The organism is Nostocoides sp., assembly GCF_037045025.1.
Taxonomy (GTDB): Bacteria; Actinomycetota; Actinomycetes; order Actinomycetales; family Dermatophilaceae; genus Nostocoides_A.
In genome coordinates this window covers 300,059-312,861 of the sequence record NZ_JBAOHM010000003.1, presented here as the reverse complement: position 1 = coordinate 312,861, position 12,803 = coordinate 300,059, and the positions used below count along the sequence as shown (strand labels likewise).

10 protein-coding genes are annotated in these 12,803 nt (G+C 72.0%); 4 read left to right on the top strand and 6 right to left on the bottom strand.

Annotation, left to right across the window (positions count from 1 at the left end; translation table 11 throughout):
• Positions 1–35: 35 nt before the first annotated feature.
• From V9G19_RS01735 to V9G19_RS01710, 6 genes are all read right to left on the bottom strand, one after another.
• Positions 36–638, bottom strand: a complete 603-nt coding sequence (locus V9G19_RS01735; RefSeq protein WP_462283769.1) for a 4'-phosphopantetheinyl transferase family protein — start codon at positions 636–638, stop codon at positions 36–38.
• Between the two features lie 135 nt (positions 639–773).
• Positions 774–2,072 (bottom strand): ArsB/NhaD family transporter, encoded by a 1,299-nt coding sequence (locus V9G19_RS01730; protein ID WP_462283768.1) that lies wholly within the window; start codon positions 2,070–2,072, stop codon positions 774–776.
• Positions 2,069–2,695 carry a CBS domain-containing protein gene (locus tag V9G19_RS01725; protein ID WP_462283767.1) on the bottom strand — a complete coding sequence of 209 codons (627 nt, stop codon included), beginning with the start codon at positions 2,693–2,695 and terminating at the stop codon, positions 2,069–2,071. The genes V9G19_RS01730 and V9G19_RS01725 overlap by 4 nt, the downstream gene beginning before the upstream one ends.
• A gap of 68 nt (positions 2,696–2,763) precedes the next feature.
• Positions 2,764–4,110: a serine hydrolase domain-containing protein gene (locus V9G19_RS01720; protein WP_462283766.1), complete on the bottom strand. Its 1,347-nt coding sequence runs from the start codon at positions 4,108–4,110 to the stop codon at positions 2,764–2,766.
• Positions 4,111–4,157: 47 nt separating this feature from the next.
• A complete protein-coding gene (locus V9G19_RS01715; RefSeq protein ID WP_462283765.1) occupies positions 4,158–5,360 on the bottom strand; it encodes an NYN domain-containing protein in 1,203 nt (400 codons plus the stop codon).
• Between the two features lie 140 nt (positions 5,361–5,500).
• The gene (locus V9G19_RS01710) at positions 5,501–6,406 is read right to left on the bottom strand and encodes a hypothetical protein (RefSeq protein ID WP_462283764.1); all 906 of its coding nucleotides are present in this window, start codon (positions 6,404–6,406) and stop codon (positions 5,501–5,503) included.
• Between the two features lie 236 nt (positions 6,407–6,642).
• On the opposite strand from V9G19_RS01710, the gene V9G19_RS01705 reads away from it, so the two are divergent.
• The 4 genes from V9G19_RS01705 (at position 6,643) to V9G19_RS01690 (ending at position 12,242) form a co-directional block, all read left to right on the top strand.
• Positions 6,643–8,256, top strand: coding sequence for an acyl-CoA synthetase (locus V9G19_RS01705; protein ID WP_462283763.1), 1,614 nt, complete (start codon positions 6,643–6,645; stop codon positions 8,254–8,256).
• Positions 8,257–8,264: 8 nt separating this feature from the next.
• Positions 8,265–8,963 carry a hypothetical protein gene (locus V9G19_RS01700; RefSeq protein WP_462283762.1) on the top strand — a complete coding sequence of 233 codons (699 nt, stop codon included), beginning with the start codon at positions 8,265–8,267 and terminating at the stop codon, positions 8,961–8,963.
• Between the two features lie 35 nt (positions 8,964–8,998).
• The gene (locus tag V9G19_RS01695; protein WP_462283761.1) at positions 8,999–11,251 is read left to right on the top strand and encodes an FUSC family protein; all 2,253 of its coding nucleotides are present in this window, start codon (positions 8,999–9,001) and stop codon (positions 11,249–11,251) included.
• A gap of 250 nt (positions 11,252–11,501) precedes the next feature.
• Positions 11,502–12,242: a M50 family metallopeptidase gene (locus tag V9G19_RS01690; protein WP_462283760.1), complete on the top strand. Its 741-nt coding sequence runs from the start codon at positions 11,502–11,504 to the stop codon at positions 12,240–12,242.
• Positions 12,243–12,803: the final 561 nt, after the last annotated feature.

The window sequence follows — 12,803 nt, the reverse complement described above, 5'->3', positions numbered from 1 at the left end:
CGGGCACCGGCACGGCGGGCAGCAGCACGGCGTCATCAGCACCGCGTGATCAGCACCGGCTGGTCGGTCAGCACCGCTAGCGCGCTGGCGTAGCCGGGCGCGAGGTCGACATCGTGCAGCTGGACGCTCAGCGGCCCGCCCGGGTAGCGCACCGGCTGCCCCCGCTCGGCGACGATCTCGGTCAGCGGCACGGTCAGCCCGTCACCCGTGGCCTTGACGAGCGCCTCCTTGCGGCACCACAACGCGAGCAGCTCGGCCGGAGTGCCAGCCGTCTCCCCGGGCGCAAGCAGGTGTTCGGCCACGTCGGTGACCGTGGCGGCATACCGCTCGATGTCAATGCCGACGGGCCCGAGTGCCGTCACCGCGACGACGGCCAGATCGGCCGACTTCGAGATCGACACGTGCAGCGGGTGTCCAGGGATTTGCGCGCGCCCGTGTTGGGCGCCACATCCGGGACACGACCGGTCGACCGGCACGTCGCGGGGGGCGATTCCCAGGATGTCGCCGACCACGCGGCGCAACAGACTCGCCCGCAGCCGGAATCGGTCACGATCCTCGACCCGGCGGTATGCCGCCTCCCGCCGCCGCTCGGCCGCGTCCAGCACCTCCGGCTCACCGGCCGCGCAAGCCGCGCCCATCCGGTCACCACGGACCGGGAGCGAGTCAACCGCAATCCGGCATTCGCCCGCCCGCAGGGCGCCCCGCGGCAGTCCCCTCGCCCTCGGCGTCCACCACAGCTGCGTCACGCCCGCCTCACCGACGTCACCGGGACGCTACCCGCCGAAGTAGCGCAGCGCGACATAGGGCACGCAGGCGGCGATCGTGACCGCGGCAACGATCAGGCCGTACTTGGTGAACATCCAGAACGAGATCGGATGCCCATTGCGTTTGGCGATCCCGGTGATCACGACATTCGCCGAGGCACCGATGGCGGTGGCGTTGCCACCGAGGTCGGCGCCCAACGCGAGCGCCCACCACAGCGAGGCCTGCTCCGGCGCCAGCCCCTGCGCCGGGCCGACGAGGTCGTGGACGAGCGGCGACATCGTCGCGACATACGGGATGTTGTCGACCACTCCCGATAAGACCGCCGAGCCGACCAGGATGCCTTGGGCGGCCGCGGCATAGTTGTCCCCGATCTGCTCCGTCACGAATCCGGCGAGTTCGCCGATGACCCCCTGGTGGACGAGCGTGCCGACCATGATGAACAGCCCGGCAAAGAACAGCAACGTCTCCCATTCGACGTCGGCGAGATAGTCCGACGCCTCCTGGCGGGAGATCGCGATCGCGACCCCGGCGCCGAGCAGCGCGATGACCGATGGCTCGATGTGCGTTAGCGAGTGGGTCACGAAGCCGGCGAGGACGACGGCCAGGATCACGCCCATCCGCCGCAGCAACCGGGTGTCGGTGATCGTCTCGCGCGGCGTCAGCGCCATGACCTGCCGGGCCTTGTCGGGGTCGTCGCGGAAGTGCCGTCCCCACAGCAGCCAGCACAGGCCGACGAAGATCACCAGCAGCACCACGACGATCGGGGTCAGATGGATGAGGAAGTCGTTGAACGACAGCCCGGCGCGGCTGGCGATGATGATGTTCGGGGGGTCGCCGATCAGCGTCGCGGTGCCGCCGATATTGCTCGCCATCGCCTCCGCGAGCAGGAAGGGCACCGGCGCCAACCCGAGCCGGTCGCACAACAGCAGGGTGACCGGGGCGATGAGCAGCACGGTCGTCACGTTGTCGAGCAGGGCCGAGGCGAGCGCCGTGATCAGCACGAGCATGACCATCATCCGGAACGGCCGCGCCCGCGCGCGCTGCGCCGACCAGATCGCCAGGAATTCGAAGACCCCGGTCTGGCGCAGGATGCCGACGAGGATCATCATCCCGAAGAGCAGGAAGATGACATTCCAGTCGATCCCGGTCTCCTCGGAGAAGAACATGTCGTGCCCGCGGGTGGCGCCGATGGCGACCATCACGGCCGCCCCGCCGAGCGCGACCGCGGCCCGGTTCAGCTTCTCGCTGGCGATCAGCAGGTATGCCGCGGCGAACACTCCGATCGCCAGCCACGCGGTGAGCGTCATCGCGCCCCGGGGGTGCCGCCGTCGGGCTCGCCATCCCCGGCGGGCACGTCCCCGGCCGACACACCACCGGCCGGCACGTCGCCGGCCTGGCCGCCGAAGAAGCCGGGCTGTCCCCGCTCGATGATGTCGCGCTCGAGACGCAGCCGGACCAGATAGCTCTCCTGACCGGCGGCGCTCGCAATGGCCGCGAGAACCCGGCTCATCGTCAGCACGCCTCGGTAGGTCCCGTCGCGCTCGCGCACGACGATAATCGGGTAGTGCCCGGAGTCCATGACCGTGGCAATTTCGAGCAGCGTGTCCTCGGGGAGCACGGTGGGCAGCTTTTTGAGCTTGAGCTGCTTAGCGTCGATGAGTTCGCCCAGGGTGACCGTGTTGAGTTTGGCGCACAATTCGTCCGCCGCCGCCTCGTCGATGGCGTGCGCCAGCTTCGGGTCGTCCCGCACATATTGCGGCAGCACGACCGACAGCAGCTGGCTGCCGGCCAGGACGGCGATCGGTTCGTCGTTGGCATCGCCGACGACCAGTCCGCTGAGGCGGAACTCCGCGACGGTCTTGGCCGCCTCGGCGCCGGTGGTGGACCGGTGCACGATCGGCACCTGTTCGAGCAGTTCCTCCGCGCGCATGGCCCCATGCTTGCAGGCTCGGCCCGATGCTTGCAGGCTCGGCCCCGGACGCGCCGCAATGAGCGCCGTCAGCCCGCGGCGATGACATCCTCGACCAGCTGCACGGTGCGCAGTTGGTCGCTCTCCAGCTCCGGGGTGAACCCGAGGCGGACCACGACGAGCCGCTCCGACGGCACCACATAGAGCCGCTGTCCGTCGTGGCCCTGCGCCCAGTAGGTGTCCTCGGGCAGGCCCTGCTCGAGAAGTGTTCCGTCGGCAAGCCGGTTGACCCACCAGCCGGCGGCATAGTTCGCCTCCTCGGAGCGCACGTCGGTATGCGTCGTCGACCACGTCATCCAATCCTGCGGCAGCAGCCGCTTCCCGCGCCACTCGCCGCCCTGAAGGGCGAACTGGCCGATCGCCGCCCAGTCGCGCGGCGTGGCCCACAGATAGGAGCTGCAGACAGTCGCCCCGGACGCGTCCGGTTCCCACACCGCCGAGGACAGCCCGAGCGGCTCGAACAACTGGCGGCGGGGCAGGTCGGGTCCGACCCGGGTGCGTTCGTGCAACACCTTGCAGAGGATGTTGGTCGACCCGCTGGAGTACTGCTGATAGGTGCCCGGCGCGTGCGCGAGGTCGAGGCTGGCGGCATATCCGCCCATGTCGGGCTCCCGGTAGAGCATGCGGGTGACCGGGGTGCCGAGGGCATAGGTCTCGTCCCAGGTCAGCCCGCTGGTCATCCGGGCGAGCTGCTCGATCGTGATGGCCGAGCGCTCGTCGCGCCACAGCGGCAGCAGGTTGGCGTCATCGACCTCGACCGCTCCCTGCAGCACGAGCGTGCCGAGCAGCAGGTTGGCCGCGCTCTTGGCCATCGACCAGCCCAGCTGCCGGGTGGTGGCGGTGAAGCCCGCGGCGTAGCGCTCGGCAACGATCTTGCCGTCGCGAACGACGACTACCGCGCGGGTGCCGAGCCGGGCCTGCTCGGCGGTGACCAGGTCGTCGCCGAAGGCATGCCCGAGCGCGGCGGCGAGCGTGGGGTCGGCGGCAGGCGCCGCGGCACCGGTGAATGGGTTGCCGGTCGCGGCGAGCGGCCCGCCCGGTTCGAGTTCCGGCCGATCACCGGCGAGCGTGCACCCGAGCCCCTCGGTGTGCCAGGCGCGTTGTCGGGCCAGCAGGCCGAGCAGGCTGGCCTGGACGGCCGCGCCGGCGTCGATGTCCTTGGCCCGCAGAGAGGGCACAAGCGGGTTCGGCGGCAGGTCGCTCTCGGCGTCCGCGCGCCCGGCGAGGTGGTGCAGCGCGCAGGCGTTATGCGCGGCATACCCGGTGCCGGTGAGCAGCAACGGGCGCTCATACCAATACCCCGCGATCACCACCACGACAAGCAGGGCGATCAGCCCGAGGGCAAGCCGCCGGAAGCGGCGACGTCGAGGCGGCATACGCGGAATTTATCGGACCGCGGGCACGCCCGGGCCCGAAGCCCGGATCAGGTCAGCCGGACGCGGTCGACGAGTTCCCAGAAACGGTCACGCAGGGCGTGCCGGGTCGGGTCGTCAATGTCGTTGACGCCGCTGCGGCTGGACAGGTCGAGCAGCAGCGTGCGGTCGAGGTCGCCGGGAATGAACGGCCGGCCCCGTTTGAGATCGACCAGCGCGTCCGGGGTGGCGCTCGCGCACCACGAGGTGACGACCTGCCGGACGACGACGTCGACAAGCTCCTCGGTGATGCCGCCCTCGGCTCCGATCGTCGCCGGCTGCCCGGTCGATGTCGACCAGGTGAGCGTGCTGCTGGGTGGCGGCGGCTTCGGCGGGACCAGACCGGTGGGCTTCTTGGCGGCGAGCATGGAGGGGGTCGGCGGCCTCCGCCTGCCGCCGTGATGCTCGCGTGCGATGGCCGGGGTGAGCAGCTCGGGCTTCTCGCCGTTGCGGCCGGACGCCGCCACCTCCGCGGCGGCCGCGCCATCGTCGGCTCGCTGCGCCGCAGGCTCCCCGGCTATGCCCGTCTCGCCGGCGCGCGGCCCGCTGGAGGTCGCCGCACTCGTCTGGCCGCTCACGGCAGCGGCTACCTCGGCGCCCGGCTCGGTGCCGGCGGCCGCGGCGGACTCGGCGGCGGACTCGGGGATCAGCCCGGCCGGGATGGCCACCGAGCGCACGGTCTGGGTGATCGTGTCCGGGTCGATGAGGATGAGACCGTCGGCCTCGCGCTGCAAGTGGCGTGCCACGGCATACGGGCGATCGGCGTGATCGGGGACGGCGAGGATGACGACCTGCACGCCATGCCCTTGGGCTTCCTCGACCGCTTCGGTCAGGTCGTCGTCGCCGGAGACGAGATAGATGACGTCAACAACCCGGTTGCGGCCGTGCGTGGCCAGGTCGAGCCCGATGCGCAGGTCGACGCCCTTCTGCTCGCCGCTGTGCGAGATCCGGCCGAGCCGCAGCTTGACCCGCGGCAGCAGCCCGATCTCCTCCTGATGCAGATCGGGCATGCCGCTCGGCCGCGCGCCGGAGTCATACCAGTTGACCCGCAGCAACGGCAGCCCGCTGTCGGTCTCGGCCTGCTGGATCAGCCCCTCGATGAGCGCGCGATGGTCGACGGTGACGCCACGTCGCAGCGACGTCCCGGTCACGCGGGTGGCCGCCGAGGCCAGCAGATAGCCGACATCGACGTAGATCGCGCAATAGGACCGCATGTCTCCACCCTGCCAGGCCAAGTCGAGGATTCCGAACCGAGGACGGGATTATCGTCGGCTCTCCCGGGGACGGAGGCATCCATGGCCGTCCGTCCCCGGGGGTCAGGGGGTCCCCGAGGGGACGAGTGCGACGCCCGAGATCAGGCGGTCGCCGACCCCGCTGCCGGCGTCCCGGTGCCCGGCAAAACCGCGGGCGGATCGGTGGCGGCGGGGGTTTCGGGCGCCTCGGCCCCGGTCGGCGCCACCGCCGGCGGGTCGACGGGCTGAGTCGGCGAGTCGCCGGCCGGCGGCTCGGTGGTCGTCGGCGAGGGCGTCTGCGGCGTGGTCGGGTCGGTGGTGGGGTCGGTGGCTGTCGGACCCGTCGGGGGCACCTCGGTGGTCGTGTCCGATCCGCTCGGCGACTGGGTCGCGGACCCATCCGACGAACTGCTTGAGCCGGGAGCGTCGCTCGAGCTGCCGCCCGCCGGTTTGAGGTCCCGGTCACCCGGCACCGAGGTGGTGGCGCGCGCCTTGCTGGCGACCTTGGTGACCTGCCCGACCGTCGTTCCCTGCTTGCCGTCCAGGGAGTGGCCGGTGGCCAGCTCGATGCCGGTGAGCAGGGCAATGACCAGCGCGAACAGGGCGCCCGCACCGAGCGCGACCCGGCGCATCTCCAGGCGGCCGAGGTCGAAGCGGCGGTAACGCGCGCTCTCGCGCTCACCCGGGCCGGCCGAGGTCGGGCTCAGCTCGTCCGGGTCGGTCGCAGGCTCGCCCGCAGCCGGGGACCCGTCCGCGTCGTCCGGGCGGCCGCGGCGAAGGACGAAGTCACGGGTGCGGCGCAGTGAGTGCGTGTAGGCGGCGCCCGCGATGGCCGAGACCAGCGAGCCGAGCGCGGCGCCCAGCAGGGTGCCGCCGACGCCGATGCGCGCGCCGAGCGCCGCGGCGCTGGAGGCGGCGAGTGCGCCGCCGGCCAGCTGGGTCAGCGAGAGGTCGAGGAAGGTTGCGCGTTGATCGGTCCCGGCGTCGGCCGCGGTCGCCCCGGAGGGGGGTCGCGTCCGGGGACGCATTCTGAGAAGTCGAGCCGGTGGGGGGCCCTGGCGTCGGTGGCGGGGCTGCGCTGGAGGTGGTCGGGTGGCCAAGGGTGTTCGTGTCGCGCGGCATACGTCAATCGAGTCGGGGTGAGAGGGGGATTGGCCGCACTGTGCGACCAACTCAATTATCGACGCAGTCGGCGAGGTGATCGTTACCACGGAGCACGCGAGTGTGACGCGACTCACAATTGCCTCCCTGACATGCTGGCGGTATGTCAGCCCAGCACGCCGCAGGAGGTCCCAGCGGCACCCCGCTCGAGCGCGCGGCGGCCGTGCCCGAGCGGTTCAACATGGCGCGCTACTGCCTCGCCCCGGGAGAGCTACGCCCCGCGGATGCCACCGCGCTGGTCGTCGTGCACGACCTGGCCACGGCCGCCGCCGACGCCGAGTCGTGGACCTTTGCCGCGCTCGATGACGCCGTCCGGGCCGTGGCCGCGGGCCTGCTCGCCGCCGGGCTGGCCCCGGGCGACCGGGTGCTGATCCGGCTGCCAAACACCAGCAGCTATCCGCTGATCTTCTTCGGCGCGCTCGCGGCCGGGGTCGTCGCGATCCCGACCTCGAGCCAGCTCACGGCCGAGGAGTTCGCCTTCCTCGTCGCCGACGCCGCACCCCAGCTCGTGGTCTGCGACCCGTCGCTGGGCGTGCCGCTGCCGGCCGGACTGCCGGTCGTCGGCCCCGCCGAGATCGACGACTGGTGCGGGCAGCCCGACCGGGCGCCCTACGCCGACACCGCACCGGACGACCCGGCCTATCTCGTCTATACCTCGGGAACCTCCGACCGGCCCAAGGGCGTCGTTCACGCCCACCGGGCCGCCTGGGGGCGGCGGCCGATGTATGCCGCGTGGCTCGGCCTGCAGCCCGGCGACGTTGTCCTGCACACGGGCGCGTTCAACTGGACCTACACCCTCGGGGTCGGCCTGACCGACCCGTGGGCCAACGGAGCGAGCGCGGTCATCTACAACGGCCCCAAGGACCTGGGCGTCTGGCCGGCGCTGATCGAGCGCTACCGGGCGACCCACTTCGCCGCGGTGCCCGGGCTGTATCCGCAACTGCTGCGCCACGGCGGACTCACCGGCGCCGACCTGTCCTCGTTGCGGCACGGGCTGGTCGCCGGCGAGGCCCTCTCCCCCGCCCTGTGGCGGCAGTGGCGCGAGGCCACCGGCACCGAACTCTTCGAGGCGCTGGGGATGAGCGAATGCTCGACGTTCATCTCCTCCGGCCCGAGCATCCCGACCCGGCCGGGCAGCCCCGGCAAGCCGCAGCCCGGGCGGCGAGTCGCCGTGCTGCCGCACCAAGGCTTAGGCACCGAGCCGCTCCCCGCGGGCGAGGTGGGATTGCTCGCCGTGCATCGCAGCGATCCGGGCCTGATGCTCGGCTACTGGCAGCGGCCGCAGGAGGAGGCGGCGGCATACCGCGGAGAATGGTTTGTCACCAGCGATCTGGTCCACTTCGACGCCGACGGCTATGTGCACTATCACGGCCGCGCCGACGATGTGATGACCGCGATGGGCTACCGCGTCTCTCCGCTGGAAGTCGAGGAGTGCCTGGCCCGCCATCCAGGCGTCGGCGAGGCCGCCGTCGCCGAGGTCGAGGTCCGCGAGGGCCTGCGGATCATCACCGCCTTTGTCGTCCCGCGCGATCCCGACGACCGGGACACCGTCGATGCCAGTGTCCTCCTCGCGTATGCCGCCGACCACCTCGCCGGCTACAAGCGCCCCCGCGAGGTGGTCTTCGTCGACGCGTTGCCGCGGACCGCGAACGGCAAGATCTTGCGGCGGGAGTTGGCCGGGCGGCATACGCGATTGTCGGGGCCGGCATCGGGTTGACTGGCGCGGTGGCGAGCGAGTGGGGTGTGCGGGCGACGCGGCCCGAGCTGGGCTGGAGCCGGCGCGGCTATCGCACCGCCGGAAGCCCGACGCGGCGGCAGGCCGACGACGGGGAGTGGGGGGTCGGCATACCGCTGCAGCGACCGGCGCTGTCGCTGGAGCTGGCCATGGCGGCGCTGGCCGGAGGGCTGCTCGTCGCGTTCGGCTTCGGCGCCCGGCGGATCGCCGAGCGTGGGCTCGGTGTGGGACCTGTCGTCGGGATGCTCGGGATCGCGCTGTTTGCCGCCTTCTTCGGGATGGCCGCGGTCGCGGCGCATCGGCTGCGCGCCGGGCCGGGCCGGTGGCTGCTGCTGACGCCGACCCGGCTGATCACGCCGGTGCACACCTACCGGTGGGATGAACTGCGCGGCATCAGCGCCGAGGCGTATTGGCGCCAGGGGTCGCTGCGGCGGCGCAATTTGATCGTCGTCCAGCTGCTGCCGGATGCCCCGAACCCGCTCACCGAGGCCCTGCCCCGGGTCGGCCGCTGGGTGGCCAGGCAGACGCGCGACCAGATGCGGCTGGCCGCCGCCGACGAACTCGACGTCGATCCGTGGCGGGTGATCCGCGCGCTGCAGGAGCTGCACGCCGACCCGGGGCTGCGGGCACGGCTGGGCGCCGTCGACGGCCCGGGGATCGTCGCCGGGCAGGACGCCGGCCGCGGCTGAGCGGGGGCGCTGGCGCAAGCTGGGACAATGGGGCGGTGCCGTCCACTGTGTTGCCCCCGGCGGAGGCGGTGATCCGGCGGGCGCTCTCAACGGCGCGGGACGAGGCGCGCGACGCCTTCGATCGTTTCCTCGCCTCCGACCCCGGGCTGAGCCGGCTGCGACACGGCCTGCGGGCCGTGGTCACCCTGGCCAGCGCCATCGTCGTCCAGACCGTGGTCGCCGTTGGGTTGGGCGTGCCGCGGGGGGAGGGGTTGCTGCACGTCATGCTCGGCGCCGTCGTCGCGCTCAACCTGGCGACGACGATGAAGGAGACCCGCCGGCGGCCGATCGCCGGGACCGCGCTTGCCGCCGCGGGTGGCGCGGCCGTCGGCGCCGGGTCGGCGGTGGTGGCGGCGCCCTGGCCGGCCGCCTCGATCCCGATCTTCGTGCTCGTCACCTTTGCCGCCGTATGGATGCGCCGGTTCGGCCCGCGGTGGTTCTCGACCGGGTTCGTGATGTGGCAGGCCTATTTTTTCGCGCTCTTCCTGCACCCGCCGGTCTCGGCGCTGCCCGGGATGCTGCTGGCCGTGGTGATCAGCGCGGCGTGGGTGGGCTTCCTGCTCGCCAATGTGCTCACCGCCGATCCGGAGGCCACGTTGCACCGGACCGTCACCGCCTTGCGGGCGCAGGCACGTGGTGTCGTGAGCGCGGCAATCGACCTGGTCGACCGGCCGTCGAGCCCGGCGCTCGAGCACGAGTTGCGTAAGCAAGTGCGCAAGACCTCCGAGGTGGCGCTGCTCTTCGACGGCCAGCTGGGCGATGCCCGCGCCCTGCCCGACGGCGTCTCGGCGGTGCGGCTGCGGGAGTGGATCATCGACCTCGAGATCGCCGTCGACGAGGTCGCCGGGGCGGTCCTCGACCTGGTCGGGCAGACCCATCCCGCTGCCCGGGCGACGACGATGAGCGAGGTGCGGCGGGCGCTGGTCGAGTTGGGCTGGAGCCGCTATGACGAGGCGCGCTTCGCGGTGGGCCGGCTGCGGCAGGATCCCCATTGCGACGCCGGGCCGGTGCGGCGGTTCACGGCCGGCGCCACCCAACTGCTCGACACGGTCGCCGACTGGACGTCCGGCCGGGTGCTGGAGCAGGCCCGGCACGAGAGCGACCCCGAGGCGTTCGCGCCGGTGGTGGTGCTGCAAGGCGGCAATCTGCCCGGCAGCCAGGAGCTGGCCGGCAAGGCGGTGGCGGCGCCGGTCGGCGACACCGCGCACTGGTGGTCGGCGGGGCGGCTGCGGTTCACGACCCGTCAGGCGATCCAGGCAGCCGCGGCGGTGGCCTTGGCGATCCTGGCCGGGCGGCTGATCTCGCCGGAACGCTTCTATTGGGCGGCGATCGCCGCGTTCGTCACCTTCACGGGTGCCTCAACGACCGCCGAGACGGCCCGCAAGGCGATCGACCGGACGGTCGGGACGATGCTGGGGCTGGTGGCCGCGGTCGGACTGGCCCACGTGACATCGGGGCACACGGTTCTCGTGGCCGCCCTGTTGCTTCTTGGGGTCTTCCTCGCCTTCTATGTCCAGGCGCTGTCGACGACCTGGATGATCTTCTTCCTCACGCTCGTCCTCGGTCAGCTTTACGAGATGTTGCGGACCTACAGCGAGGACCTGCTCCTGCTGCGGCTGGCCGAGACCGCTGCCGGTGCGGCGGCCGGGGTCATCGTCACCTACGCGGTGCTCCCGGCTCCGGCCCGGGACACCCTCGTCGTGGCCCGCGGGGCGTTGCTCGAATCCGTGACCGAACTCGTTGACCGAGTCGGTGTCCTACTATCCCCCGAACGCGTCGACGGCCCCTCCGAGCGCGCCGAACTCTATGCCAATGTGCTGCAGATGGAGGAGGCGGCCCGGCAGGTCGTCACCGCCCACGACTCGCTGATCCGGCCGCGGATCTTCGACGCCGACCATGCCGCCCGCCGCCACCGGATCGCGACGCTGCGCGTCTGCGCCGCCTCGGCCCGGGCACTGGCCGCGGCCGCGCTGGCCACCACGCAACCGGTCCCGCCCGCTGCTTCGGCCGTATGCCGCCTCCTCGCCGAGGAAGCCCGTCGCCTGGTGCGCGTCCCCGATCTGCGCGACCAGCGTCCTGCCCCGGCGGATCGCCCGGGCCTGACTACCCGGGTCGCCGAGCTGCTCGCCGGGGCCGGTGCGGCGTCAGAATCGGGTGCGGTGTCCGGCGCGGGGATCCCGGTGGACGTCGTTCGCCCGGCCCAGCGCCTCGCCGAGGCCCTCGCACTGCTCACCCCGAAGCGGCGCTGAGCCGCAGCACTTTGCGGGCAGGCGTGCAGCCAATCGCTGGAGAGGGCCGGAGTCCTCGCCCGGGTGGGCTCAGCCGCCTCCTGGGTCTCCTTGTTATCTCGATCGCGGAGTCGACCGTATGCCGACTCTCCCCAGTCCACGAATCGGCCCACCCCGATACGACACCTGGCGCGAACGTCTGCACGGATTTTCGTGCAGGGATCCGGTGGCGGGTGCCCGGGCGACAGCTTCGGGAGTTACCGTCCGGGTCATGGCGGGTGGGGGCAGGTCCGGCGGGGACTGGGTCGAAGCCGTTCGTGACCGGATGCTGCCGAGCGCGGATGCGGTCGGGTTGGACCGGTCGAGCCTGATCGTCGCTGTGCTCGCGGCCGTCGTCCTCGTGGGGTTCACCGGCAGCTGGCGGCTGCTGCGGGTGGCCGTGACCCTGGTGCACGAGTTGGGACACGCGCTCGTCGGGGTCCTGGCCGGGCGCCGGTTCACCGGGTTCGTCGTGCGCGGCGATATGTCGGGGCACGCGGTCACCGTGGGTCCCGCGCGGGGATTGGGCCGGGTGGTGACGACCTGGGCGGGCTATCCCGCCCCTGGAATCGTCGGCGCGCTGATGGTCGGATGTTCAGCGCGGGGATGGGCGGCACCGCTGTTGTCGGCCGTGCTCGCGGTGTTGCTCGTGACGGCGACCCGGATCCGTTCGCTCGGCACCGCGGGCGTCGTCGCAGGAGCCATCGCCGGTGTGGCTGGACTGTGGTGGTGGCGTGACGACGGCGTCCAGGCGATGGTCGTCTCGGCTGTCGGTGTGGTGCTCCTCCTCGGCGCCTGGCGCCACCTCGCCGCCCTCGCCCGGACGCCCCGCGGCGACCGGGTCAGCGATCCGGCGGTCCTCGCCCGGCTCACCGGGATCCCGCGACTGGTCTGGCTACTCACCTTCGTCCTCGCGCTCGCCGGCGCCACCTGGCTTGCCGCCGGGCTGGCGTCGACGCTGTTCTGTGCGTAGGTGAGGCGGTGGCGCCGATCGCGAAGGCCGACCTGGGCACGCGGTCGGCACGCGGTGCCCGGATAAGGGCAGGTGTTACTGGATGCTTTTTCGGCAGGACAATCGCGCAGGAGGCGAGTAGTCTGTTGCCGCGCAATCGGATGTCACACGCCTCAAACTCAAGGGCATCGGCGAGCCGGGCGACGGTGCCATCGACGTCGCCGAGCTTGTCCAGGCCAAAGGCCGAGGCGGAAGGTCGAGAAGCCGTCGGGTTCGTCGCAACATCAGCGGCACCCCGCCGGACACCTGGACACCGACGGCTTTGAACGCGGCGCCGGACTCGATCGCCGGATCGTCGGTATGCACGACGACGACGCTCGGCGACGCAAACCAGCCACCGCTTGAGGTCACCGGCGAAGCTGCTCGACGCGCTCGCCTCGACCGCGGACCGGCCGCGGTCACCGAGGACGACATAGCCGGCGCACGAGTGCCCACTCCAGCCCTTCTGCGGGCGCTCAACAGGACGTCGACGCCGAGCCGCACCCAAGTCGACCCAACGCGCGCCGGAGGCAATGCAGTCGA